The sequence below is a fragment of the Roseateles sp. SL47 genome (assembly GCF_026625885.1).
GTDB lineage: Bacteria > Pseudomonadota > Gammaproteobacteria > Burkholderiales > Burkholderiaceae_C > Roseateles.
This window is the reverse complement of record NZ_CP113068.1, coordinates 570,753-594,244: the sequence shown is the minus strand read 5'-3', so window position 1 is coordinate 594,244 and position 23,492 is coordinate 570,753. Positions and strand designations below refer to the sequence as shown.

Below are 23,492 nucleotides of genomic sequence, written 5' to 3'. Positions count from 1 at the left end.
TGTGGGGATCTTCGTTTTTCAGAATCGTCTTCGTTGGGGTTGCCGGGTTGCCAGCCGCCAGGGGTTTTGACTCCAACGGAAACGCTAAACCAATAGACTGGATTGATGCTCTTTTTGGAGAATTGAAATGGCAAAAGGTAAGTTTGAACGTACCAAGCCGCACGTGAACGTGGGCACGATTGGTCACGTTGACCATGGCAAGACCACGCTGACGGCTGCTATCGCAACCGTGCTGGCCTCGAAGTTTGGCGGCGAAGCCAAGGCCTACGACCAGATCGACGCGGCTCCGGAAGAAAAGGCCCGCGGCATCACGATCAACACCGCTCACGTGGAATACGAGACGGCCAACCGCCACTACGCGCACGTTGACTGCCCCGGCCACGCTGACTATGTGAAGAACATGATCACCGGCGCTGCCCAGATGGACGGCGCGATCCTGGTGTGCTCGGCCGCTGACGGCCCGATGCCCCAGACCCGCGAGCACATCCTGCTGGCGCGTCAGGTGGGCGTGAAGTACATCATCGTGTTCCTGAACAAGTGCGACATGGTGGACGACGCCGAGCTGCTGGAGCTGGTGGAAATGGAAGTCCGCGAGCTGCTGAGCAAGTACGACTTCCCGGGCGACGACACCCCGATCATCAAGGGTTCGGCCAAGCTGGCGCTGGAAGGCGACAAGGGCGACCTGGGCGAGCAAGCCATCATGCGCCTGGCCGATGCGCTGGACAGCTACATCCCGACGCCTGAGCGCGCTGTGGACGGCGCTTTCCTGCTGCCGGTGGAAGACGTGTTCTCGATCTCTGGCCGTGGCACCGTGGTGACCGGTCGTGTGGAGCGCGGCATCATCAAGGTCGGCGAGGAAATCGAAATCGTCGGTATCCGTGATCTGCAAAAGACCACCGTGACCGGCGTGGAAATGTTCCGCAAGCTGCTGGACCAAGGTCAGGCTGGCGACAACGTCGGTATCTTGCTGCGCGGCACCAAGCGCGAAGACGTGGAGCGTGGCCAAGTGCTGGCCAAGCCGGGTTCGATCAAGCCGCACACCCACTTCACTGCTGAGATCTATGTGCTGAGCAAGGAAGAAGGCGGCCGTCACACTCCGTTCTTCAACAACTACCGTCCCCAGTTCTACTTCCGCACGACGGACGTGACGGGTGCCGTGGAGCTGCCGAAGGACAAGGAAATGGTCATGCCTGGCGACAACGTCAGCATCACCGTGAAGCTGATCGCTCCGATCGCCATGGAAGAAGGTCTGCGCTTCGCCATCCGTGAAGGCGGTCGTACCGTCGGCTCGGGCGTCGTGGCCACCATCATCGAGTAAATCTTTTGCTGGCGGCATCGGCCGGTCGATCCATCGGCCGGCCGATGTTGACAACAGCTCTCCCGCATCGCCCGACAGGGCTTTGCGTCGCTCTTTGAAGGAATAGTCATGTCTACCAAGCAAAAGATCCGTATCCGCCTCAAGGCCTTCGACTACAAGCTGATTGACCAGTCGGCCCTGGAGATTGTGGATACCGCCAAGCGTACCGGCGCCATCGTGCGCGGCCCCGTGCCGCTGCCGACCCGCAAGGAGCGCTTCGACATCCTGCGTTCGCCGCACGTCAACAAGACCTCGCGCGACCAGTTTGAGATCCGTACCCACCAGCGTCTGATGGACATCATCGACCCGACCGACAAGACGGTTGACGCGCTGATGAAGCTGGACCTGCCGGCCGGCGTGGACGTCGAAATCAAGCTGCAGTGATGCGGAGGCGGCGGAGGGCTTGTCCTTCCGTGCCACTCAAAGCGACCTTCGGGTCGCTTTTTTTGCTGTTTTTTTGTTGATCGAACGTGCGGTAAGCCCACTGCTGCAACTTGCAGCAATGGCGCATCGGGCGCTATACTCGCCAGCTTTTCCGCACAAGGTTTTCTTGTGCGGTGTCGTCGCATCGATTCAAGAGCAGCGTCCATGGCCTTTACCCAGGTCACCGCTTGCGAGCGATGCTTGTCAGCCCCGGCCAACCGATGTCGGGGTGCGTGAAATGATTTCCGGCGCAGTCGGCGGTGTCTCCGTCGTGGTGTTGGAGGTCAGGAGAAAACCATGAGTCTTAGCAATCGTCTCGGATTGCTGGGCCGCAAGGTGGGCATGATGCGTGTGTACACGGTCGACGGTGATACCGTCCCCGTGACCGTGCTGGACGTGTCCAACAACCGCGTGACCCAGGTCAAGACCGAAGAAATCGACGGCTACAGCGCCATCCAAGTGACCTACGGCGCTCGCAAGGCGTCCCGCGTCACCAAGCCTGAAGCGGGTCACCTCGCCAAGGCTGGCGTCGAAGCTGGCGAAATCCTGAAGGAATTCCGCGTTGCCGCGGACATCGCCGCCGAATACAAGGCTGGCGGCACTGTTCCGGTGACCCTGTTCGCTGAAGGCCAGAAGGTGGACGTGCAAGGCACGTCGATCGGTAAGGGCTTCACGGGCACCATCAAGCGTCACAACTTCGGATCGCAACGTGCCTCGCACGGTAACAGCCGCTCGCACAATGTGCCCGGCTCGATCTCGATGGCCCAGGATCCGGGCCGTGTGTTCCCCGGCAAGAAGATGTCCGGCCACCTCGGCGACGTCACCGTGACCGTCCAGAACCTGGACGTGGTCCGTATCGACGAAGCGCGCCAGCTGGTGTTCGTGCGCGGTGCCGTTCCTGGCGCGAAGGAAGGATTCGTTGTGATCCGTCCCGCCGTCAAGGTCAAGGTCAAGAAAGGAGCTAACTGATGCAGCTCGAGCTCCTGAATGAGCAGGGCCAGGCCACTTCCAAAGTGGATGCTCCGGACACCCTGTTCGCACGCGATTACAACGAAGCCCTGGTGCACCAGGTCGTCGTCGCCTATCAAGCCAATGCCCGCCAAGGCACCCGCGCTCAACTGACCCGTGCTGAAGTTCGTCACTCGACGAAGAAGCCGTTCCGTCAGAAGGGTACTGGTAACGCCCGTGCTGGTATGACCTCCTCGCCGCTGTGGCGTGGGGGCGGTCGCATCTTCCCGAACAAGCCTGACGAGAACTTCTCGCACAAGCTGAACAAGAAGATGTACCGCGCCGGTATGGCCGCCATCCTGTCGCAGCTGGCTCGCGAAGGCCGCCTGGCCGTGGTGGATTCGATCTCGATCGACGCCCCCAAGACCAAGCTGCTGGCTGCCAAGCTTAAGGGCATGGGTCTGGATCACGTCATGGTGATCTCCGACTCCGTGGACGACAACCTGCTGCTGGCCTCGCGCAACCTGGCCAACGTGCTGGTGGTGGAGCCGCGCTATGTCGATCCCCTGTCGCTGGTCTTCTACAAGAAGGTGCTGGTGACCAAGGCTGCGATCGAGCAACTGAAGGAGATGCTGGCATGAGCGCGCCCAAGTTTGCTGAAGGCCGTCTGGCCAAGGTGCTGCTGGCCCCGATCGTGTCCGAAAAGGCCACGGCTGCCGGCGAAAAGCACAACCAAGTCCTGTTCAAGGTCCTGCGCGACGCGACCAAGCCTGAAATCAAGGCTGCTGTTGAACTGATGTTCAAGGTCGAAGTCGAAGCCGTGAACGTCGTGAACCAGAAGGGCAAGACCAAGCGCTTTGGTGGCCGTCTGGGTCGTCGCGACCACGTCAAGAAGGCGTATGTGTCGCTGAAGGCGGGCCAAGAGCTCAACTTCTCCGGGGAGGCTGCGTAATGGCCGTCGTTAAAGTCAAGCCGACTTCGCCTGGCCGTCGTGGCGTGGTGAAGGTGGTGCACAAGCACCTGCACAAGGGCGCTCCCGAAGCATCGCTGCTCGAGCCCCAGAAGCAGAACTCTGGCCGTAACAACAACGGTCACATCACGATGCGCCACAAGGGCGGTGGTCACAAGCACCACTACCGTGTGGTGGACTTCCGTCGCAACAAGGACGGCATCCCGGCCAAGGTCGAGCGTATCGAGTACGACCCCAACCGTACGGCTCACATCGCTCTGGTGTGCTATGCCGACGGCGAACGTCGCTACATCATCGCCCCGCGCAACCTGGAAGTCGGCACGTCCATCCTGAGCGGCGCTGAAGCCCCGATCAAGGTTGGCAACACGCTGCCCATCCGCAACATCCCCGTGGGTTCGACGATCCACTGCGTGGAAATGCTGCCGGGCAAGGGTGCTCAGATCGCTCGCTCCGCCGGTGCCTCCGTGGTGCTGATGGCGCGTGACGGTGCTTATGCCCAGATCCGCCTGCGTTCCGGTGAAGTCCGCCGTGTTCACATCGACTGCCGCGCCACCATCGGTGAAGTGAGCAACGAAGAGCACAGCCTGCGTCAGTACGGCAAGGCCGGCGCCATCCGCTGGAAGGGTATCCGCCCGACCGTGCGTGGTACCGCCATGAACCCGGTTGACCACCCGCACGGTGGTGGTGAGGGTCGTACGGGTGAAGGCCAGGCGCCTGTGTCGCCGTGGAACACCCTGACGAAGGGCTACCGCACTCGTAACAACAAGCGCACGCAGACTTTCATCGTCTCGCGTCGCAAGAAGTAAGGGGTAGACCACCATGGCTCGTTCCCTCAAAAAGGGTCCCTTCGTGGACCATCACTTGATGGCCAAGGTCGACAAGGCTGTTGCCATCAAGGACAAGAAGCCCATCAAGACCTGGTCGCGCCGCTCGACGATCCTGCCCGAGTTCATCGGTCTGACGATCGCCGTGCACAACGGCAAGCAGCACGTCCCCGTCTATGTGTCGGACCAGATGGTCGGTCACAAGCTGGGTGAATTCGCACTGACCCGCACCTTCAAGGGCCACCCGGCCGACAAGAAGGCCGGGAAGAAGTAAGGATGGCGACGATGGAAACCAAAGCAATCGTTCGTGGCGTCCGCCTGTCGTTTGATAAGGGCCGCCTGGCGGCGGACCTGATCCGCGGCAAGAAGGTGGATCAAGCGCTGAACATCCTGGAATTCACCCAGAAGAAGGCCGCTCTGATCATCAAGAAGGCGCTGGAATCGGCGATCGCCAATGCCGAGCACAACGACGGTGCCGACATTGACGAGCTGAAGGTCACTTCGATCTATGTGGAACAGGGCACTACGCTGAAGCGCTTCTCGGCTCGCGCCAAGGGCCGCGGCAACCGCATCAGCAAGCCGACCTGCCACATCTACGTGACCGTCGGCAACTGAGCCTGAAGGAAGACTATGGGACAGAAAATTCATCCGACTGGCTTCCGCCTGCCCGTCACCCGTAACTGGGCGTCGCGCTGGTACGCGAACAACCAGAACTTCGCCAGCATGCTGGCTGAAGATCTGCAAGTGCGCGAGTTCCTGAAGGCCAAGCTGAAGAACGCCGCCGTTTCGCGCATCCTGATCGAGCGTCCGGCCAAGAACGCTCGCATCACCATCTACTCGGCACGTCCGGGCGTGGTGATCGGCAAGAAGGGCGAGGACATCGAGAACCTGAAGGCCGAGCTGACCAAGCGTCTGGGCGTGCCCGTCGCTGTGAACATCGAAGAAGTGCGCAAGCCTGAAATCGATGCTCAGCTGATCGCCGACTCGATCACCCAGCAGCTCGAAAAGCGCATCATGTTCCGTCGCGCCATGAAGCGTGCGATGCAGAACGCGATGCGTCTGGGCGCCCAGGGCATCAAGATCATGTCCGCCGGCCGTCTGAACGGTATCGAAATCGCTCGTACCGAGTGGTACCGTGAAGGCCGTGTGCCTCTGCACACCCTGAAGGCAGACATCGACTACGGCTTCTCCGAAGCCAAGACCACCTACGGCGTCATCGGCGTGAAGGTGTGGGTGTACCGCGGTGACCGCCTGGCCAATGGCGAGGCCCCCGTGATCAACACCCCCGCTGGTGCTGAAGACGACCGTCGTCCGCGTCGCAACGCTCGTCCGGGTGCCCCGGGTGGCCGTGGCCGTGGCGACAAGCCCGCCGAAGGTGGCGATGCCAAGCCGGCAGCCAAGCGTGTGGTGCGCAAGCCCGCCGCTGGTGAGGCCAAAGGAGAATAAACATGCTGCAACCTGCTCGTCGCAAATACCGCAAGGAGCAAAAGGGTCGTAACACTGGCGTGGCGACCCGCGGCGCAACCGTTGCTTTTGGCGACTTCGGCCTGAAGGCGACCGAACGCGGTCGCATCACGGCTCGCCAGATTGAAGCGGCTCGTCGTGCCATCTCGCGCCACATCAAGCGCGGTGGCCGCATCTTTATCCGCATCTTCCCGGACAAGCCGATCTCGCAGAAGCCCGCCGAAGTCCGTATGGGTAACGGTAAGGGCAACCCGGAGTACTACGTGGCTGAAATCCAGCCCGGCAAGGTGCTCTACGAGATCAACGGCGTGCCTGAAGCTCTGGCTCGCGAAGCATTCACGCTGGCCTCTGCAAAGCTGCCGCTGCGTTGCACCTTCGTGACCCGCCAGCTCGGCGCCTGATTGGAGAACACCATGAAAGCATCTGAACTGCGCGCCAAGGACGTGGCTGCCCTGGAAAAGGAAGTCACCGATCTGCTGAAGGCTCACTTCGGTCTGCGCATGCAAAAGGCGACGCAACAACTGTCCGACACCACGGTGCTGGGCAAGACGCGTCGTGACATCGCCCGCGCCAAGACCATCCTGGCCGAGAAGAAGGGAGCCGCGAAATGACGCAAGCTCAAGAAAAGAACACTCGCACCCTGGTCGGTCGCGTTGTCAGCGACAAGCGCGCCAAGACCGTGACCGTGCTGGTGGAGCGTCGTGCCAAGCACGAGCTGTACGGCAAGATCGTGGCCCGTTCCCGCAAGTACCACGCCCATGACGAAAATGGCGAGTACAAGATGGGTGACGTGGTCGAGATCGCCGAAGGTCGTCCGCTGTCCAAGACCAAGAGCTGGGTGGTGACCCGCCTGGTCCAAAAGGCTCAGCTGGTCTAATCTTTGCTGCCGTCAAGGCCGTGAATCGTTGGGGTGTGGCGGTGCTGCCCTGATGAGCCAAGAGGCTGGAATACCGTGCAAGCGGTATCCCGGCCTTTTTCTTTTATGGCCCCGATCCGGCCCGTTCTTTCCAGGGCGGGCATGATGCGCGGGCATCCATCAAGGAGAGAACCATGTTGAAAGTTGGCGACCATCTGCCCGCAGGCAGCCTGCAGGAATTCATCGAAGTCGAGGGCGAGGGCTGCTCCCTGGGTCCCAACAGCTTCGATATCCAGAAGCTGAGCTCCGGCAAGACCATTGCCATCTTCGCCCTGCCGGGCGCCTTCACCCCGACATGCTCGGCGCAGCATGTGCCGGGTTACGTCGCTGCGGCGGGCGATTTCAAGGCTGCCGGCGTGGATGAGATCTGGTGCGTGTCGGTCAACGACGCCTTTGTCATGGGCGCCTGGGGCCGTGACCAGAAGACTGCGGGCAAGGTTCGCATGATGGCCGATGGCAGTGCCACCTTTACCCAGGCCACCGGGCTGACGCTGGACCTGGCCGCGCGCGGCATGGGCCTGCGTTCGCAGCGCTACTCCATGCTGGTCAAGGACGGCGTGGTGAAGACCTTGAACATCGAGGCGCCGGGCAAGTTCGAAGTGAGTGATGCGGCCACGCTGTTGGCGCAGGCCAAGGCGCTGTAATTGTTGCCCTGGTGCCCATCCGGGTCGTGAGAGCTCTTGCAGCGTTCATTCGCTGCAGTAATTCACGATCCATCCAACAGCCCGGGGTGCGCACCGAGATCGGTGCGAAGCCCTTGGTTGACAGGCGGAGAATGCCCCAGGCATAATCCGCTGCTTCGCCGAAGTGCGATTTCATTTGTGGGTGCAGGGGCGCTGGCCGAACCGGGCTGGTTAACCGTACAAGCGGATGAGGTCAATCCACAGTGCGGCATTTGTCAGTCAGGGTCCCGTCTTGGGGCTCCTCCAACACTGGTGAATGCGGCATTTACTTCGGTTCTCGGTTTCTTGCCCAAGCAGGCCAGGCGCGGGTCGCGGCATCAAGCGACAGGTGAATGGCTTACGGGCCCAAGACTGACCGCTCTGGATGGCTGCGATGGTCGCAGTTGCCTGAACGGGAAAAGTTGGGGACAGACATGATCCAAATGCAATCGCGACTCGACGTCGCGGACAACACTGGCGCCAAGTCCGTCATGTGCATCAAGGTGCTGGGTGGTTCCAAGCGCCGTTATGCCCATATTGGCGACATCATCAAGGTCAGCATCAAGGAAGCTGCTCCGCGCGGCCGCGTCAAAAAGGGCGAGGTCTATAACGCGGTGGTGGTTCGCACGGCCAAGGGCGTGCGCCGTCAAGACGGCTCCCTGGTCAAGTTCGACGGCAATGCCGCCGTGCTGCTGAACGCCAAGCTGGAGCCCATCGGCACCCGTATCTTCGGCCCGGTCACGCGTGAACTGCGTACCGAGCGTTTCATGAAGATCGTGTCGCTGGCGCCTGAGGTGCTCTAAGCCTCGCACAGACAAAGGTATTGCCAATGAACAAGATCCGCAAAGGCGACGAGGTCATCGTTCTGACCGGCCGCGACAAGGGTAAGCGCGGCACCGTGACGCTGCGCGTCGATGCCGACCACGTGGTGGTCGACGGCATCAACATCGTCAAGAAGCATGTCAAGCCCAACCCCCTGAAGGGCACGACTGGTGGCATCGTCGACAAGGCCATGCCCATCCACCAATCCAACGTGGCGATCTTCAACGCCGCAGCCGGCAAGGCCGATCGCGTGGGCATCAAGCTCGGCGCCGATGGCAAGCGGGTGCGCGTGTTCAAGTCGACCGGCGAAGAGATCAAGGCTTAAGAGGTTAGACATGGCTCGTTTGCAAGCGTTTTATCGCGAAAAGGTCGTGCCCAGCCTGACCGAGAAGTTCGGGTACAAGTCCGTGATGGAAGTGCCGCGCATCACCAAGATCACCCTGAACATGGGCGTGAGCGAGGCTGTTGCCGACAAGAAGGTCATGGATCACGCCGTTGGCGACCTGACCAAGATCGCCGGACAGAAGCCCGTGGTCACCAAGTCGAAGAAGGCCATCGCTGGCTTCAAGATCCGTGACGGCGTGCCCATCGGCTGCATGGTCACCCTGCGTGGTGCCCAGATGTACGAATTCCTGGACCGTTTCGTGACCGTGGCTCTGCCGCGCGTTCGCGACTTCCGTGGTATCTCCGGTCGCTCGTTCGATGGCCGTGGCAACTACAACATCGGCGTCAAAGAACAGATCATCTTCCCCGAAATCGAATACGACAAGGTGGATGCTCTGCGTGGTCTGAACATCAGCATCACGACGACCGCCAAGACGGACGACGAAGCCAAGGCTCTGCTGGCTGCGTTCAAGTTCCCGTTCAAGAACTGAGGTGACTTGTGGCAAAACTCTCGATCAAGCAACGTGAGCTGAAGCGCGCCCAACTGGTCGCCAAGTACGCCAAGAAGTACGAGGAACTGAAGGCCATCATCAACGACAGCAAGAAGTCGGATGAAGAGCGCTACCTCGCCCGCCTGGAGCTCCAGAAGCTGCCTCGCAACGCCAACCCCACCCGCCAGCGTAACCGCTGCGAACTGACTGGTCGCCCCCGTGGCACCTTCCGCAAGTTCGGGCTGGCTCGTAACAAGATTCGTGAGCTGGCCTTCAAGGGCGACATCCCCGGTGTCGTCAAGGCCAGCTGGTAATCGGCAGGTTTAGGAGATTTCGTATGAGCATGAGTGATCCTATCGCCGATATGCTGACCCGCATTCGCAACGCCCAAAGCGTTGAGAAGGCCAGCGTCGTGATGCCTTCGTCCAAGCTGAAGGTCGCGATCGCCAAGGTCCTGAAGGATGAAGGCTATATCGACGATTTCGCGGTGCGTGGCGATGCCGCCCGCCCCGAGCTCGAAATTGCGCTGAAGTATTACGCCGGTCGCCCGGTGATCGAGCGCATCGAGCGCGTGAGCCGTCCTGGCCTGCGCATCTACAAGGGCCGTCACGATATTCCCCAGGTCATGAATGGCCTGGGCGTGGCGATCGTCACCACTCCCAAGGGTGTGATGACTGACCGCAAGGCACGTCAAGCCGGTGTCGGCGGCGAAGTGCTTTGCTACGTCGCCTAAGCGCAAGGAGAGACAGACAATGTCCCGCGTTGGAAAAATGCCGGTCGTCGTCCCGCAAGGCGTGGAAGTGACGATCGCCGCTGACAAGATCAGCGTCAAGGGCCCGCAAGGTACCCTGTTCGTAGCCGTGAACCCTCTGGTCACGGTGAAGCTCGAAGGCGGCAAGCTGACCTTCGTTCCGACCAACGACTCGGCGGAAGCCGATGCGATGAGCGGCACGATGCGCGCCTTGCTGGCCAACATGGTCAACGGTGTCAGCAAGGGCTTCGAAAAGAAGCTGAACCTGGTTGGTGTGGGCTTCCGTGCCCAGGCCCAGGGCCAAAAGCTGAACCTGCAGATCGGCTTCTCGCACCCGGTTGTGAAGGACATGCCCGCCGGCATCAAGGTGGAATGCCCGACCCAGACCGAAATCTTGATCAAGGGCGCGGATCGCCAAGTGGTCGGCCAGCTGGCAGCTGAAGTGCGCGCCATCCGTCCGCCGGAGCCTTACAAGGGCAAGGGCATCCGTTACGCCGACGAAAAGGTCTCTCTCAAAGAGACCAAGAAGAAGTAAGGAGCCGCGCCATGCTGAACAAGAAGGAACAACGCCTGCGTCGTTCGCGTCAAACGCGTGCTCGCATTGCGCTGCAGCGCGTGGCCCGTCTGACGGTCTTCCGCTCGAACCTGCACATCTACGCTTCGGTCATCTCCGAAGACGGTCAGCGCGTGCTGGCCAGCGCCTCGACCGCCGAGAAGGACGTTCGCGCCCAACTCGCCGGCAAGGGTGGCAATGTGGCCGCCGCGACGCTGATTGGCAAGCGGATCGCCGAAAAGGCGAAGGCTGCTGGCGTCGAGAAGGTTGCGTTCGATCGCGCTGGTTTCGCCTACCACGGCCGAGTCAAGGCCCTGGCAGAAGCCGCTCGCGAGGCTGGCCTGCAGTTCTGACGCACAAAGGATTAGGAAATGGCAAAGTTTCAACCCCGCGCTCAGACCGAAGGCAATGACGACGGCCTGAAGGAAAAGATGATTGCGGTGAACCGCGTCACCAAGGTGGTGAAGGGCGGCCGCACGCTGTCCTTCGCAGCACTGACGGTGGTCGGCGACGGCGACGGTCGTATCGGTATGGGCAAGGGCAAGGCCAAGGAAGTGCCCGTGGCCGTGCAAAAGGCGATGGAGTCTGCTCGTCGCAACATGATCAAGGTGCAACTGCGCAACGGCACCATCCAGCACAACGTGGTGGGTGAGCACGGTGCAGCACACGTGATCATGGCTCCGGCTCCTGCTGGTACCGGCGTGATCGCCGGCGGCCCGATGCGCGCTGTGTTCGAAGTGATGGGCGTGACCGACATCGTGACCAAGAGCCACGGTTCGACCAACCCGTACAACATGGTTCGTGCCACGCTGGACGCGCTCAAGCGCTGCTCCACGCCCGCCGAAGTGGCGGCCAAGCGCGGCAAGACAGTTGAAGAAATCTTCAACTGATCGCCGGGAGATCGAGATGTCTGACAAGAAAACTCTGACGGTCAAGCTGGTTCGCAGCCCTATCGGTTGCCGTGCCTCCCACCGTGCTACCGTGACTGGCCTGGGCCTTCGCAAGCTCAACAGCACTCGCACGCTGGAAGACACGCCCGCAGTGCGCGGCATGATCAACAAGATCGCCTACCTCGTGCAGGTGCTGTAAGCGCCGCGCGAATCGAGGAAAGAAGATGCAACTCAATACCATCAAGCCTGCCGCCGGCGCCAAGCACGCCAAGCGTCGCGTGGGCCGTGGCATCGGCTCCGGTCTGGGCAAGACCGCTGGCCGTGGTCACAAGGGTCAGAAGTCGCGTGCTGGTGGCTTCCACAAGGTCGGCTTCGAAGGCGGTCAAATGCCGCTGCAACGTCGCCTGCCCAAGCGTGGTTTCAAGTCCCTGGCTCGTCCCTACAACGCTGAAGTGACGCTGTCGGAACTGCAGGCGCTGACCTCCGAAGAGATCGACCTCCTGACGCTGAAGGCCGTGGGCCTGGTGTCGGAACTGGCCAAGACGGTCAAGGTCATCAAGTCGGGCGAGATCAGCCGCAAGGTGTCCCTCAAGGGCATCGGCGCGACTGCAGGTGCCAAGGCGGCCATTGAGGCTGCCGGCGGTACCGTCGCTTGATCGGCGTCAAACAGGACTAGGCAACAGTGGCAAGCAACGCATCCCAGTTGGCCAAGAGCGGCAAGTTCGGTGACCTGCGTCGCCGGCTCGTGTTCCTGTTGCTGGCGTTGGTCGTCTACCGCATCGGGGCGCATATCCCGGTGCCCGGTATCGACCCCACCCAGCTGCAGCAGCTGTTCAAGGGTCAGCAGGGCGGGATCCTGAGCCTGTTCAACATGTTCTCGGGCGGTGCGCTGTCGCGCTTTACCGTCTTCGCGCTGGGCATCATGCCCTACATCTCAGCCTCCATCGTCATGCAGTTGATGACGTATGTGGTGCCGAGCCTGGAAGCGCTGAAGAAGGAAGGTGAGGCTGGCCGCCGCAAGATCACGCAGTACACCCGCTACGGGACGCTCGGCCTGGCGATCTTCCAGAGCCTGAGCATCGCGTTCGCTCTGGAGAGCTCCCAGGGTCTGGTGTTGAGCCCGGGCTTCGGCTTCCGTCTCACCACCGTGACCAGCCTGGTGGCCGGCACGATGTTCCTGATGTGGCTGGGTGAGCAGATCACCGAGCGCGGTCTGGGCAACGGCATCTCCATCCTGATCTTCGGCGGTATCGCTGCAGGTCTGCCAGGAGCGGTCGGGGGTCTGCTGGAGCTGGTGCGTACCGGTTCGATGAGCATCTTCTCGTGCCTCATCGTGATCGCCATCATCGCCGCAGTGACCTTTCTGGTTGTTTTCGTGGAACGTGGCCAGCGCAAGATTCTGGTCAATTACGCGAAGCGCCAGGTGGGGAACAAGGTGTATGGCGGGACCAGCTCGCACCTGCCCCTGAAGCTGAACATGTCTGGCGTGATTCCGCCGATCTTCGCGTCGTCGATCATCCTGCTGCCCACCACCCTGGTCAGCTGGTTTGCGACGGGTGACAGCATGCGCTGGTTGAAGGACATCTCGGACGAACTTCGTCCTGGCCGTCCCATCTACGTGATGCTGTACTCCGCTGCGATCGTCTTCTTCTGCTTCTTCTACACGGCCCTGGTGTTCAACAGCCGTGAGACCGCAGACAACCTGAAGAAGAGCGGCGCGTTCATCCCCGGTATCCGTCCAGGTGACCAGACGGCTCGGCACATTGACAAGATCCTGTCCCGGCTGACGCTGGCAGGTGCGGTGTACATCACCGGCGTGTGCTTGCTGCCTGAGTTCCTGACCCTGAAATACAACGTACCGTTCTATTTTGGTGGTACCTCGCTGCTGATCATCGTGGTCGTCACGATGGATTTCTGGGCCCAGGTCCAGTCCTACGTGATGAGCCAGCAGTACGAGTCGCTGCTCAAGAAGGCAAGTTTCAAAGCCAACTGAGCCGCTGAGCCGCAGAAATAAACAACACGACCCTATCCAGCAAGTTTCGAAGGTATGGCGAAAGACGACGTCATTCAAATGCAGGGTGAGATTCTTGAAAACCTCCCCAATGCAACCTTTCGCGTCAAGTTGGAGAACGGTCATGTCGTTCTCGGTCACATCTCCGGAAAGATGCGCATGCACTACATCCGCATCCTTCCTGGTGACAAGGTGACCGTGGAATTGACACCGTACGATTTGAGTCGTGCTCGCATCGTGTTCCGGGCGAAGTGAGCTTTACAGCAACCCCCCGGATCAACGCTGATTGAGCGAAAAGTTAGGTCAAGGAGCAGACCATGAAAGTTTCGGCATCCGTCAAGAAGATGTGCCGCAATTGCAAGATCATCCGTCGCAATGGCGTGGTGCGTGTGATCTGTACCGATCCGCGCCACAAGCAGCGTCAAGGCTGATTGGCAACACCGCAAGCGAATTAGAGGACGCAAATGGCACGTATTGCTGGTATCAACATTCCGCCGCACAAGCACACGGAGATCGGTCTGACCTCGATCTACGGCATTGGCCGTACGACCGCGCAGAAGATCTGCACCACTTGCGGCATTCCGTTTGACAAGAAGGTCAAGGACCTGACTGACTCCGATCTGGAAAAGATCCGTGAGGAAGTGGGCCGCATGACCATTGAAGGCGACCTGCGTCGCGAGATGTCCATCAACATCAAGCGTCTGATGGACCTGGGTTGCTATCGTGGCTTCCGCCATCGCCGTGGCCTGCCGGTGCGCGGTCAGCGTACCCGCACGAATGCCCGTACCCGCAAGGGTCCGCGCAAGTCGGCGGCTACTGGCAAGAAGTAATCGCGGCAACTGAAGAAAGCTCACCATGGCAAAAGCACCCAATAACTCGGCTGCCCAGCGCGTTCGCAAGAAGGTTCGGAAGAACGTTGCCGACGGCATCGCCCACGTTCACGCTTCTTTCAACAACACCATCATCACGATCACGGATCGTCAGGGTGGTGCGCTGTCCTGGGCCTCGTCGGGCGGCCAGGGCTTCAAGGGCTCCCGCAAGTCCACCCCCTTCGCAGCCCAGGTGGCCGCTGAAGTGGCGGGCCGCGCTGCTCAAGAACAAGGCATCAAGAACCTGGACGTGAAGATCAAGGGCCCTGGCCCGGGTCGTGAGTCGTCGGTTCGCGCGCTGGCTGCCCTGGGCATCCGGATCAACTCGATCTCGGACGTGACCCCGGTGCCGCACAACGGCTGCCGTCCTCAGAAGCGCCGCCGCATCTAAGGCTGTTGCTCTGAGGTGCACCAGACCACTGTGTTTGGTGCCATAATTTCGGACTCTTTTCCGATGCTGCCGGCTGGTGTACTGCACCAGCCGGCCGTTTTGCTGAAGTGGCGCGCTGTAGCCAGCGGGCCACTTCAGCATGAAGCCCACCGTCTGAGCCCAGAACAACAGTTGGCCAGACTCGCGCAGTGCGCGCCTGACCCAGCGGAGTCATCCGCCAGGTGAGGTCGAACCGCGTCAGATTGATGAAGGACACGCAAAGTGGCACGTTATCTCGGCCCCAAGGCCAAACTCTCCCGCCGTGAAGGCACCGACCTGTTCCTGAAGAGCGCCCGCCGCGCCATCAGCGACAAGGCCAAGTTCGACAGCAAGCCCGGTCAGCATGGCCGCACTTCTGGCCAGCGCACCTCGGACTTCGGTCTGCAACTGCGCGAAAAGCAGAAGGTCAAGCGCATGTACGGCGTGCTGGAGCGTCAGTTCCGTCGCTACTTCGCCGAAGCCGAGCGCCGCAAGGGCTCGACCGGCGTGAACCTGCTGGTGCTGCTGGAGTCCCGCCTGGACAACGTCGTGTACCGCATGGGCTTTGGTTCGACCCGCGCTGAAGCACGTCAGCTCGTGTCGCACAAGGGCATCACCGTGAACGGTGAAATCGTGAACATCGCTTCCTACCTGGTCAAGGCCGGTGACGTCGTCGCCGTGCGCGAAAAGGCCAAGAAGCAGCTGCGTATCGTGGACAGCCTGAAGCTGGCCGAATCGATCGGTCTGCCGGCCTGGGTGGCCGTGGACGTGTCGAAGATGGAAGGCGTGTTCAAGAAGACGCCGGATCGCGACGAGTTCGGCGCCGAGATCAACGAATCGCTGATCGTTGAGTTGTACTCGCGTTAATTCTTTCGTGCCTGCCAAGCGGCCCAGACATTGTTCTGTAGGGGCCGCTTGGCGTTTCCTCGTCCGGACTTTGCCCGCCCGTTGAGGGGCGGGTCCGGTTGGTCCCTCAGCCTTATCGGTGTAACGAACCGAGGGTATTGAAAGAAAGACCTCATGCAAACGAATCTGCTCAAACCCAAATCCATCACTGTGGAGCCCCTGGGCGGTCATCGCGCCAAGGTGATCCTCGAGCCGTTTGAACGCGGCTATGGCCACACGCTGGGCAACGCCCTGCGTCGTGTGCTGCTGTCTTCGATGGTGGGTTATGCGCCGACGGAAGTGACGATCGCGGGCGTGCTGCACGAGTACTCCGCCATCGACGGCGTGCAGGAAGACGTGGTTCACATCATGCTGAACCTCAAGGGCGTCGTGTTCCGCCTGCACAACCGCGAAGAAGTGACTCTGGTCCTGCGCAAGGAAGGCGAAGGTCCTGTGACCGCTGCCGACATCCAGACCCCGCACGACGTCGAGATCATCAACCCTGAGCATGTCATCGCCCACCTGTCGCAAGGCGGCAAGCTGGACATGCAGATCAAGGTCGAGAAGGGCCGCGGCTATGTGCCCGGCAACATGCGCCGTTATGGCGACGAGCCCACGAAGGCCATCGGCCGTATCGTGCTCGACGCTTCGTTCTCCCCGGTGAAGCGCGTCAGCTACGCCGTCGAAAACGCCCGTGTGGAACAGCGTACCGACCTGGACAAGCTGGTCATGGAGATCGAAACCAATGGTGCGATCTCCCCGGAAGAAGCCATCCGCGCTTCTGCCAAGATCCTGGTCGAACAGCTGGCGGTCTTCGCCCAGCTGCAAGGCACCGATCTGGTGGACGCGTTCGACCAGGCGCCTGCCGCCCGTTCGAGCAGCTTCGATCCGATCCTGCTGCGTCCGGTTGACGAGCTCGAACTGACCGTGCGTTCGGCCAACTGCCTGAAGGCCGAAAACATCTATTACATCGGTGACCTGATCCAGCGTACCGAGACCGAGCTGCTGAAGACCCCGAACCTGGGTCGCAAGTCGCTCAACGAGATCAAGGAAGTGCTCGCTTCGCGCGGCCTGACCCTGGGCTCGCGTCTCGAGAACTGGCCGCCCCAAGGTCTCGACAAGCGTTGATTTTTGAAAGAGGGTGAGGGCCTTTTGGTCCCGCCCGGTGCCCCCGGCAGTACCTGATCCGGCTGCCGGCAATAACTGAAGGAAAGGAAAGCACCATGCGCCACCGTAACGGCCTCCGTAAGCTGAACCGTACCAGCGAGCACCGCGCCGCGATGCTCCGCAACATGGCAGTGTCCCTGCTGCAACACGAAGCGATCAAGACCACCTTGCCCAAGGCCAAGGAACTGCGTCGCGTCGTTGAGCCGCTGATCACCCTGGCCAAGGAACCCACGCTGGCCAACCGCCGTCTGGCGTTCAACCGCCTGCGTGACCGGGACATCGTCAGCAAGCTGTTTAATGAACTGGGCCCGCGTTTCGCCACCCGTCCGGGCGGCTACACCCGCATCCTGAAGATGGGCTTCCGTGTCGGCGACAACGCCCCCATGGCGTACGTCGAGCTGGTGGATCGTCCGGAAGCGACCGAAGGCGAAGCCGCTGCTGAATAAGCAGTCGCCGCGCCCGACTCCGCGCACACAAAAGGCCAGCCTCTGCTGGCCTTTTTCTTTTTCCGCCAGCGCACAGCCGTCACCCTGACGACCGGCCTGTGAACGCCGTCGCGCTAAGCTTGCGGTTTCCTCTCCCCCTCAAGGCCAGCCGCCTGTTGCGGATGCCGCCCCCGTCCCCATGAATGTATTCCTGTTGATCCGTCGGATCCTGTGCCTGCTGCTCTTGGCATTGGGGTTCCTGCAGGCCGCTCACGCCGACGATTTCCTGGATCCTGAACAAGCCTTCAAGGTCAGTGTCGAGCTCGTGGGCGATCGCCAGTTCCGTCTGCGCTTTGACATCGCGCCGGGCTATTACATGTATCGGGACCAGTTCAAGCTGGAAGCGGAGGGGGCCACGCTCGGAACCATCCAATGGCCGACGCCCAAGCGCAAGTTCGACGAAACTTTCAACAAGGAGGTCGAGACCTATCGCGACCACCTCACGCTGGACGTGCCGGTGCAGTCGCTCGCGGCGGTACCGATGCATCTGGTGCTCACCGGGCAGGGGTGTGCGGACAAGGGTCTGTGCTATCCACCGTTGTCCAGCGACGTGATGCTGGGCCTGCGAGGCTTTGGCGGCGATGGGGCGGTGAAGATCTCAGCCGCCAAGAATGCGATGAGCGGCTTCGGTCTGGCCAACGCGGTCGCATCGGCGCCTGCAGCGGACAGTGGTGCCGGCCGTGAGGGTAGCGTCGCAACGCCACAAGCCGGTCTGACGACCTCCAGCGCCCTGGATCTGGCCGATGGCAGCGGATTGAAGCGTCTGCTGGAATCCGGGCAGCTGTGGACGGCGCTGGCGGCAGCTTTCCTGCTGGGCGTGCTGATGTCCTTCACGCCTTGTGTACTGCCCATGGTGCCGATCTTGTCGTCCATCATCGTGGGGCAGGGGACGCAGGTCTCCCGCACGCGGGGCTTCCTGCTGGCGCTGTCGTATTCGCAGGGCATGGCGCTGGTCTACACCGCGCTGGGGGTTGCGGCGGCACTGATCGGTGGTGGCCTGGCTGCTTACCTGCAGAAGCCCTGGGTGCTGGCTGTATTTGGCCTGCTGCTGGTGGTGCTGTCGCTGTCCATGTTCGGTGTCTATGAGCTGCAGCTGCCCACCCGCTTCACCAGCGGGGTGTCCGGCGTCACGCAGCGCCTGCCTGGCGGGCGGTATGCCAGTGTCTTCACCATGGGGGCGCTGTCGGCGCTCATCGTCAGCCCCTGTGTGGCTGCACCGCTGGCCACCTTGCTGGTCTACATCGGGCAGACCGGCAATGTGGTGCTGGGCGGCGGCGCCTTGTACGCGTTGGCCTGTGGCATGAGTGTGCCGTTGCTGCTGGTGGGCCTGTCGGCGGGGGCCTTGTTGCCGCGCGCCGGCGCCTGGATGGACTCGGTCAAATACTTCTTCGGCCTGCTGCTGCTGGGCGTGGCGCTGTGGATCGTCCAGCCGGTCCTGCCGCATGTGATCGCTCAATGGCTCTGGGGCGCCTTGCTGATCGGTCTTGCGGGCCTGTTGGGGCTCTTCCATGCCACCGAGCCGCATGCGCCGCGCACCTGGTTGCGCAAGAGCGTGGCCGTGGCCGCTGCCGTGTTTGGGCTGGCGCAGTTTGTGGGCGTCGCGGCGGGCGGGACCGATCCGCTCAAGCCCTTGGCGGGCTTGGCGCTGGGAGCGACATCGGCTGCGGCCACGCCGATCGGGGCAGGTTCGGCGGCAGATGAAGTGAGCTTCAAAAAGATTGGCAGCGTGGCGGATCTGGATGAAGCCCTGCGCACCGCTGGCAAGCCGGTGATGCTGGACTTCTATGCGGACTGGTGTGTGTCCTGCAAGGAAATGGAGCGCTACACGTTCACCGATCCGCAGGTTCGCGCCAAGCTGGCCGGTGTGCTGCTGCTCAAGGCGGATGTCACTGCCAATTCAGAACAGGACCGGGAGCTGCTGAAGCGATTCCACCTCTTCGGGCCGCCCGGCACCATCTTCTTCGACGCCGCCGGCCAGGAGCAAACGCAGGTTCGGGTGATCGGATTCCAGAAGGCCGAACGATTTCTTCAGTCCTTGCAGGAAGCCGGCATTCGCTGACCCTCGCACAATGCAGCACGATTTGGCAATGAGCTGGCCCCCAACTCGATAATCGTGCTAGACTCTCTTTCTCAGTCGCGGGGTGGAGCAGTCTGGTAGCTCGTTGGGCTCATAACCCAAAGGTCGTAGGTTCAAATCCTGCCCCCGCAACCAGAATTCGATGTCGTTCACGTGAACGCATCAACAGCATCGGTGGGTGCTGTAGTGGTGGCCTCACTGGATGCTATAGACAGCATCCATAGGGCACCATGCAGCGCAATATCGATGGCGACAAAACAGTCGCGGGGTGGAGCAGTCTGGTAGCTCGTTGGGCTCATAACCCAAAGGTCGTAGGTTCAAATCCTGCCCCCGCAACCAAGGTCAAAAAGCCGTTCCGATTCAAGTCGGAGCGGCTTTTTCGTTTGATGCGCATTGATTCACATGGATGCGCCTGGAGTGCATCACGCGGGGGCGATGCGCTCAATGCCTCCAACACCCACAGTGCGCTCAACACGCGCACTGGGCTCAATCCATTGTTGAGCCCGGCGACGCGCGATGCTGCAGATCGATGTAGCGGGGCAGTGGGTCGCGTGGAGGCCATTCGATCGCGGCCCGCGTGACCGCCCCGTCGAGCCAGATGCTGTGGCCTTCGCCCCGTCGCGCCAGATGCAACGGCCTTCGCGCCATCAAGCCACGTGCAACGGCCGCCCTTGCAGGGCCGGCTCACGGACCCGGCCCACAACGGCGGCGGCGTCGAAGCCATGGTTGGCAAAGGTCTGCATCACGGCATCCAACGCCTCGGGCGTGCAGGACACCAGCAGCCCGCCGCTGGTCTGCGGATCGCTCAGCAGTGCCTGCGCTTCGGGAGGCAGTGCAGTGGAGAGCTCCACGTCCTGCCCATAGGCCGCCCAATTGCGTCCCGATGCGCCGGTCACAAACCCCTCGCGCGCAAGCGCTGGCACTCCCTCCAGCAGAGGTACGGCCGACCAGTCGATCTGCACCTGGCAGCGTGAGCCGCGTGCCATCTCCAGCGCATGGCCGGCCAAGCCAAAGCCGGTCACGTCGGTGATGGCATGCACACCGTGGATCGCCGCCAGATCCGGCCCCGGGGTGTTGAGCTGCGTGGTGGTGGCCATCATGCGTTGATAGAGCTGCTCATTCAGTTGCCCCTTCTTCAACGCCGCCGACATCACCCCAACGCCCAGTGCCTTGCCCAGCACCAGCACATCACCCGGCTTCGCATCGGCATTGCGGCGCACACGGTCGGGATGCACCAGCCCCAATGCAACCAGCCCATAGATCGGTTCCACGGAGTCGATGGTGTGGCCGCCCGCAATGGGAATCCCCGCCTGCCGGCAGATCGACGCGCCACCTTCCAGGATGCGGCCGATGGTGGTTGTGCTCAAGACGGAAATCGGCATGCCGACCAGGGCCAGCGCCATGATCGGCCGCCCGCCCATGGCGTACACGTCGCTGATGGCATTGGTGGCCGCAATGCGGCCGAAATCATGCGGGTCGTCCACGATCGGCATGAAGAAGTCGGTGGTGGCGACCAGTGCCAGCTCGTCATTGAGCCTGTAGACCGCAGCATCGTCCGAGGTCTCGATACCGACCAGCAATTCGGGCGGCAGCGGCAGGCCGGAGGTGCCGCGAAGAATCTCCGACAGCACGCCCGGTGCGATCTTGCAGCCGCAGCCGCCCCCATGCGAGAGCGAGGTCAGTCGAGGTTCTTGTGCGGCAGGGGTGGTGCTCATCGATATCTCCGGGGAATTCAACCATTCAAGGCACCAAGGGGCCGATTGCGTCAGGGAGACGCAACCCCAATGGTTCAAGGTCAGCCGTCAGCTTACCCGCTTGTGGATTCCCGAGCGCCACGTCGGGCGCAGCCCTCGCGCGCAAGGCGCTGCTGCAGTTCTACAAACGCCTCCATGGCTTGCCACAGCGGCTGATATCGATGGCTGTCGCCTTCGAGCAGGGTGAGCGCCAAAGCGGTGGCTTCCAGCGTACTGCGCTGGTCCTTGCCATTCGCGCGGCGGATGGCGTAGCGCGACTGCGGTGGGGCCTCCAGGCTGAAGCGGGGCAGGGTGGCCAGCCAAGGGTTGTTGTAGAGCATCCGCCGACTCTTGCGCCAGGTGGCATCCAGCACCACCAGCGTCAACACGCCAGCGGCGTTGTTCGATGATGTCCACAGTCGCGCCGTCGGCAGATGCGCATCACCCGACGTGTCCGGATAGAGCAGCACCATTGCGCCCATACTGCTCGGCACGTCGAAGGTCTCACCCACCTGCAGATGGGCGCGGTCCAGGCAGCGATGCAGCAACGCCGCCGTGTTTTTCGCCTGATGGACCTCATCAGGATGCTGAAGGATCAGCACCTGCACCCGATTGCTGACCCGCCTCACGCAGGCACACCAGCATCCTGCCAGCGGGCGCGCGCAGACACCGCACCGCTGTCGTGAAGTAGAAAGCGGCGCCATGCTTTCGCATGCGCCGCTGACGGTGTGGGTTTCTGCGCCGGTCGCAGCCATGGGGATCGTCAGAGGGTGTGGCGGATGGAGATCTTGAAGATCCCCCTCGATCAGCCGTTGAAAACCCGTTCAAGCCCCATTGTTGTTGCGTCGCGGAGGCCGCCGACCGCCTTCAGGGCGAGCCTGCCCGTCCGCACGCGCAGGCCTGGGGGCACCGTCGGCACGGCGTTCACCCCCGCGCCCGGCACCGCCACCGCCACCATGGGGCCGATCGCCGCGACGCTCACCGCCCCGGCCACCGTCGGGCCGGCCGTGGCCCTGGGGCCGACGGTCATCGCCGCGCGGAGGACGTTCGTCCCGTACCGGCTGCTGGGTCGCTTCTTCGCGGGCCAGGGCCAGTTGAGCGTCCAGTTGTTCCTGCGTCAGTCCCTTGAGTGCGCAGAAGTTTGCCGGAGTCAGTGTGGTGCGGGAAAAGTCGCGCAGCAACTGGGCACGTTCCTGACGGCCACGTTCTTCGTCCGCACGGCGCGTTTCGGTGATGCCGCGACGGCGGGTCAGTTCTTCCTGAGCGGCCTGACGATGCTCGTCCGTGATCTCTCCTGCCGGTTGGCCATCCAGGTCAAAGCGCTGCTTGGCCTTGGTGAGCCCGATCAGATAACCGGTGCCACCGGTGTAGCGGCGCAGGAACGCCGACAACTGCTGCTTGCTGAACTTGCCGGGCGCGCGCTGTTGAATGTCGGCCTGGATGCGCAGCTTGACCGGCTTCGCCTGGCCGCTGAACAGCGCCGGGAACAGTTCCTTCAGTGCGGCGGCCACGGCGGGCACATCCACACGCCCACCCTCACCGCTGGCTTTGCTGCCGGATTTGCCGCCGGATTTGCCACCGGACTCGGGGGGCGAAACCTGCCCGGCTTCATCGTCGCTCTCGGGGATCTCTGGGATCTCTGGGCTCTCTGCGCTTTCGGCGTGATCGCCTTGCGCCTGTGCGGCATCGCGCTGCGACGAGGCCTCGGTAGCGTTTTCTGAAAGGGCGACGGGGTCGGACGACGCTGCGGGCGCTGCTGTGTCCATGGGCGTGGCCATGGACGCATCCGCCGAAGGAGCCAAAGGCGTCAGGCGCTCGGTCGCCGTTTCCGGAGTCGAGGAAGCGGCATCGCCGGGTTGCGCCGAGGTCGGCTGGGTGCTGGAAGACATGAATCGTGCGGCGCGCAGGCCGGCCATCCGGGTAAAAGCGGGATTGTGCCCATAGCCGCACAGGCGTGGCAAATCACAAATGCATCTCAGGCCATGACACGGATGGACTTTGACCGGACGACGGGACCCGTGGACCGGCTTCAAACACCCTTGAAATGACGCTAAAACCGCAGGGTCCGGTCAAAGCAGGCGCTGCACAGCGCGCCGATTCAGGTTTTGGGTTCGCAGGCCGGTTTGCAGATCAATTCGGTCCGGCCCAGGATGCGTTTCGATTGCAGGCTGCTGGACGGACGGTGCCGGCCACATTTGAAGCAGGAGCGTGTCTGTCCGCTTCCCTGGAAAGGCGATCCCCCCAACTTGGAGGCATAGCGCAGGCCGTCTTCCCGAACGGCGGTGCAGGTGTCTTTGCTCATGGTCTCGCTTTGCTTGACGCTTTCAGACGGCGCCTGCACGTTGTGCATGCAGGCTCCTGGATTCCCTCGCCAGACCATAGTAGGTGGCGCTTATGACGC

36 protein-coding genes and 2 tRNA genes are annotated in these 23,492 nt (G+C 62.0%); 34 read left to right on the top strand and 4 right to left on the bottom strand.

What is annotated here, in order from left to right; genetic code table 11:
* Nucleotides 1-127 precede the first annotated feature (127 nt).
* The 34 genes from tuf (at nt 128) to OU995_RS02425 (ending at nt 19,697) form a co-directional block, all read left to right on the top strand.
* Nucleotides 128-1,318: an elongation factor Tu gene (tuf, locus tag OU995_RS02590; RefSeq protein WP_184294483.1), complete on the top strand. Its 1,191-nt coding sequence runs from the start codon at nt 128-130 to the stop codon at nt 1,316-1,318.
* A gap of 108 nt (nt 1,319-1,426) precedes the next feature.
* Nucleotides 1,427-1,741, top strand: coding sequence for a 30S ribosomal protein S10 (rpsJ, locus tag OU995_RS02585; protein WP_058933594.1), 315 nt, complete (start codon nt 1,427-1,429; stop codon nt 1,739-1,741).
* A 336-nt stretch (nt 1,742-2,077) separates the two neighbouring features.
* Nucleotides 2,078-2,749 (top strand): 50S ribosomal protein L3, encoded by a 672-nt coding sequence (rplC, locus tag OU995_RS02580; protein ID WP_267833786.1) that lies wholly within the window; start codon nt 2,078-2,080, stop codon nt 2,747-2,749.
* Complete coding sequence (rplD, locus tag OU995_RS02575; RefSeq protein ID WP_058933596.1) at nt 2,749-3,369, top strand: 50S ribosomal protein L4; 621 nt, start codon at nt 2,749-2,751, stop codon at nt 3,367-3,369. Before rplC ends, rplD begins: the two co-directional genes overlap by 1 nt.
* Nucleotides 3,366-3,680, top strand: coding sequence for a 50S ribosomal protein L23 (gene rplW / locus OU995_RS02570; RefSeq protein ID WP_058933597.1), 315 nt, complete (start codon nt 3,366-3,368; stop codon nt 3,678-3,680). Before rplD ends, rplW begins: the two co-directional genes overlap by 4 nt.
* Complete coding sequence (gene rplB / locus OU995_RS02565) at nt 3,680-4,504, top strand: 50S ribosomal protein L2 (RefSeq protein ID WP_267833785.1); 825 nt, start codon at nt 3,680-3,682, stop codon at nt 4,502-4,504. The genes rplW and rplB overlap by 1 nt, the downstream gene beginning before the upstream one ends.
* A gap of 13 nt (nt 4,505-4,517) precedes the next feature.
* Nucleotides 4,518-4,796 (top strand): 30S ribosomal protein S19, encoded by a 279-nt coding sequence (gene rpsS, locus OU995_RS02560; RefSeq protein WP_058933599.1) that lies wholly within the window; start codon nt 4,518-4,520, stop codon nt 4,794-4,796.
* 11 nt (nt 4,797-4,807) lie between these two features.
* Nucleotides 4,808-5,137 carry a 50S ribosomal protein L22 gene (rplV, locus tag OU995_RS02555; protein ID WP_267833784.1) on the top strand — a complete coding sequence of 110 codons (330 nt, stop codon included), beginning with the start codon at nt 4,808-4,810 and terminating at the stop codon, nt 5,135-5,137.
* Between the two features lie 15 nt (nt 5,138-5,152).
* Nucleotides 5,153-5,968 (top strand): 30S ribosomal protein S3, encoded by an 816-nt coding sequence (gene rpsC / locus OU995_RS02550; protein WP_267833783.1) that lies wholly within the window; start codon nt 5,153-5,155, stop codon nt 5,966-5,968.
* A gap of 2 nt (nt 5,969-5,970) precedes the next feature.
* The gene (rplP, locus tag OU995_RS02545) at nt 5,971-6,387 is read left to right on the top strand and encodes a 50S ribosomal protein L16 (protein WP_058933601.1); all 417 of its coding nucleotides are present in this window, start codon (nt 5,971-5,973) and stop codon (nt 6,385-6,387) included.
* Nucleotides 6,388-6,399: 12 nt separating this feature from the next.
* Entirely contained in the window at nt 6,400-6,597 is a 198-nt protein-coding gene (gene rpmC / locus OU995_RS02540; RefSeq protein ID WP_088454501.1) for a 50S ribosomal protein L29, read from the top strand.
* On the top strand, nt 6,594-6,863 hold the full coding sequence (gene rpsQ, locus OU995_RS02535) for a 30S ribosomal protein S17 (protein ID WP_267833782.1): 270 nt from the start codon (nt 6,594-6,596) through the stop codon (nt 6,861-6,863). The genes rpmC and rpsQ overlap by 4 nt, the downstream gene beginning before the upstream one ends.
* Before the next feature lie 173 nt (nt 6,864-7,036).
* Complete coding sequence (locus OU995_RS02530; protein ID WP_267833781.1) at nt 7,037-7,546, top strand: peroxiredoxin; 510 nt, start codon at nt 7,037-7,039, stop codon at nt 7,544-7,546.
* 452 nt (nt 7,547-7,998) lie between these two features.
* Nucleotides 7,999-8,367 (top strand): 50S ribosomal protein L14, encoded by a 369-nt coding sequence (gene rplN / locus OU995_RS02525; protein WP_058933605.1) that lies wholly within the window; start codon nt 7,999-8,001, stop codon nt 8,365-8,367.
* Nucleotides 8,368-8,393: 26 nt separating this feature from the next.
* Nucleotides 8,394-8,711, top strand: a complete 318-nt coding sequence (rplX, locus tag OU995_RS02520; protein WP_267833780.1) for a 50S ribosomal protein L24 — start codon at nt 8,394-8,396, stop codon at nt 8,709-8,711.
* A gap of 10 nt (nt 8,712-8,721) precedes the next feature.
* Nucleotides 8,722-9,261: a 50S ribosomal protein L5 gene (gene rplE, locus OU995_RS02515; protein ID WP_058933607.1), complete on the top strand. Its 540-nt coding sequence runs from the start codon at nt 8,722-8,724 to the stop codon at nt 9,259-9,261.
* Between the two features lie 8 nt (nt 9,262-9,269).
* Nucleotides 9,270-9,575, top strand: a complete 306-nt coding sequence (gene rpsN / locus OU995_RS02510; RefSeq protein ID WP_058933608.1) for a 30S ribosomal protein S14 — start codon at nt 9,270-9,272, stop codon at nt 9,573-9,575.
* 23 nt (nt 9,576-9,598) lie between these two features.
* Nucleotides 9,599-9,994, top strand: coding sequence for a 30S ribosomal protein S8 (gene rpsH, locus OU995_RS02505; protein ID WP_058933609.1), 396 nt, complete (start codon nt 9,599-9,601; stop codon nt 9,992-9,994).
* 19 nt (nt 9,995-10,013) lie between these two features.
* Nucleotides 10,014-10,547, top strand: a complete 534-nt coding sequence (gene rplF / locus OU995_RS02500; RefSeq protein ID WP_267836155.1) for a 50S ribosomal protein L6 — start codon at nt 10,014-10,016, stop codon at nt 10,545-10,547.
* Nucleotides 10,548-10,558: 11 nt separating this feature from the next.
* A complete protein-coding gene (rplR, locus tag OU995_RS02495; RefSeq protein WP_058933611.1) occupies nt 10,559-10,918 on the top strand; it encodes a 50S ribosomal protein L18 in 360 nt (119 codons plus the stop codon).
* Between the two features lie 18 nt (nt 10,919-10,936).
* Nucleotides 10,937-11,455, top strand: a complete 519-nt coding sequence (gene rpsE / locus OU995_RS02490) for a 30S ribosomal protein S5 (protein ID WP_058933612.1) — start codon at nt 10,937-10,939, stop codon at nt 11,453-11,455.
* 16 nt (nt 11,456-11,471) lie between these two features.
* The gene (gene rpmD / locus OU995_RS02485) at nt 11,472-11,654 is read left to right on the top strand and encodes a 50S ribosomal protein L30 (protein WP_058933613.1); all 183 of its coding nucleotides are present in this window, start codon (nt 11,472-11,474) and stop codon (nt 11,652-11,654) included.
* Between the two features lie 25 nt (nt 11,655-11,679).
* Nucleotides 11,680-12,111: a 50S ribosomal protein L15 gene (gene rplO / locus OU995_RS02480; RefSeq protein WP_267833775.1), complete on the top strand. Its 432-nt coding sequence runs from the start codon at nt 11,680-11,682 to the stop codon at nt 12,109-12,111.
* Between the two features lie 26 nt (nt 12,112-12,137).
* Nucleotides 12,138-13,448, top strand: a complete 1,311-nt coding sequence (secY, locus tag OU995_RS02475; protein WP_267833772.1) for a preprotein translocase subunit SecY — start codon at nt 12,138-12,140, stop codon at nt 13,446-13,448.
* 54 nt (nt 13,449-13,502) lie between these two features.
* Nucleotides 13,503-13,721: a translation initiation factor IF-1 gene (gene infA, locus OU995_RS02470; RefSeq protein ID WP_009855680.1), complete on the top strand. Its 219-nt coding sequence runs from the start codon at nt 13,503-13,505 to the stop codon at nt 13,719-13,721.
* A 62-nt stretch (nt 13,722-13,783) separates the two neighbouring features.
* Nucleotides 13,784-13,897: a 50S ribosomal protein L36 gene (gene rpmJ / locus OU995_RS02465; protein ID WP_058933616.1), complete on the top strand. Its 114-nt coding sequence runs from the start codon at nt 13,784-13,786 to the stop codon at nt 13,895-13,897.
* Between the two features lie 33 nt (nt 13,898-13,930).
* Nucleotides 13,931-14,296 (top strand): 30S ribosomal protein S13, encoded by a 366-nt coding sequence (rpsM, locus tag OU995_RS02460; protein ID WP_058933617.1) that lies wholly within the window; start codon nt 13,931-13,933, stop codon nt 14,294-14,296.
* A gap of 25 nt (nt 14,297-14,321) precedes the next feature.
* Nucleotides 14,322-14,726, top strand: coding sequence for a 30S ribosomal protein S11 (gene rpsK / locus OU995_RS02455; RefSeq protein ID WP_056194196.1), 405 nt, complete (start codon nt 14,322-14,324; stop codon nt 14,724-14,726).
* Nucleotides 14,727-14,987: 261 nt separating this feature from the next.
* On the top strand, nt 14,988-15,611 hold the full coding sequence (rpsD, locus tag OU995_RS02450; protein WP_267833755.1) for a 30S ribosomal protein S4: 624 nt from the start codon (nt 14,988-14,990) through the stop codon (nt 15,609-15,611).
* 153 nt (nt 15,612-15,764) lie between these two features.
* Nucleotides 15,765-16,757, top strand: a complete 993-nt coding sequence (locus OU995_RS02445) for a DNA-directed RNA polymerase subunit alpha (RefSeq protein WP_058933619.1) — start codon at nt 15,765-15,767, stop codon at nt 16,755-16,757.
* Between the two features lie 95 nt (nt 16,758-16,852).
* The gene (gene rplQ, locus OU995_RS02440) at nt 16,853-17,242 is read left to right on the top strand and encodes a 50S ribosomal protein L17 (protein WP_058933620.1); all 390 of its coding nucleotides are present in this window, start codon (nt 16,853-16,855) and stop codon (nt 17,240-17,242) included.
* 178 nt (nt 17,243-17,420) lie between these two features.
* Complete coding sequence (gene dsbD, locus OU995_RS02435; protein WP_267833752.1) at nt 17,421-19,340, top strand: protein-disulfide reductase DsbD; 1,920 nt, start codon at nt 17,421-17,423, stop codon at nt 19,338-19,340.
* Nucleotides 19,341-19,416: 76 nt separating this feature from the next.
* Nucleotides 19,417-19,493: transfer RNA gene (locus OU995_RS02430), tRNA-Met, on the top strand.
* Between the two features lie 127 nt (nt 19,494-19,620).
* Nucleotides 19,621-19,697, top strand: a tRNA-Met gene (locus OU995_RS02425).
* A 308-nt stretch (nt 19,698-20,005) separates the two neighbouring features.
* Here OU995_RS02425 and selD read toward each other — a convergent pair.
* The 4 genes from selD to OU995_RS02405 form a co-directional block, all read right to left on the bottom strand.
* Nucleotides 20,006-21,073 (bottom strand): selenide, water dikinase SelD, encoded by a 1,068-nt coding sequence (gene selD, locus OU995_RS02420; protein ID WP_267833751.1) that lies wholly within the window; start codon nt 21,071-21,073, stop codon nt 20,006-20,008.
* A gap of 92 nt (nt 21,074-21,165) precedes the next feature.
* Nucleotides 21,166-21,795 carry a tRNA-uridine aminocarboxypropyltransferase gene (locus OU995_RS02415; protein WP_267833750.1) on the bottom strand — a complete coding sequence of 210 codons (630 nt, stop codon included), beginning with the start codon at nt 21,793-21,795 and terminating at the stop codon, nt 21,166-21,168.
* A gap of 120 nt (nt 21,796-21,915) precedes the next feature.
* Complete coding sequence (locus tag OU995_RS02410) at nt 21,916-22,980, bottom strand: ProQ/FINO family protein (RefSeq protein ID WP_267833749.1); 1,065 nt, start codon at nt 22,978-22,980, stop codon at nt 21,916-21,918.
* A gap of 209 nt (nt 22,981-23,189) precedes the next feature.
* Nucleotides 23,190-23,441, bottom strand: a complete 252-nt coding sequence (locus tag OU995_RS02405) for a hypothetical protein (RefSeq protein ID WP_267833747.1) — start codon at nt 23,439-23,441, stop codon at nt 23,190-23,192.
* Nucleotides 23,442-23,492 lie beyond the last annotated feature (51 nt).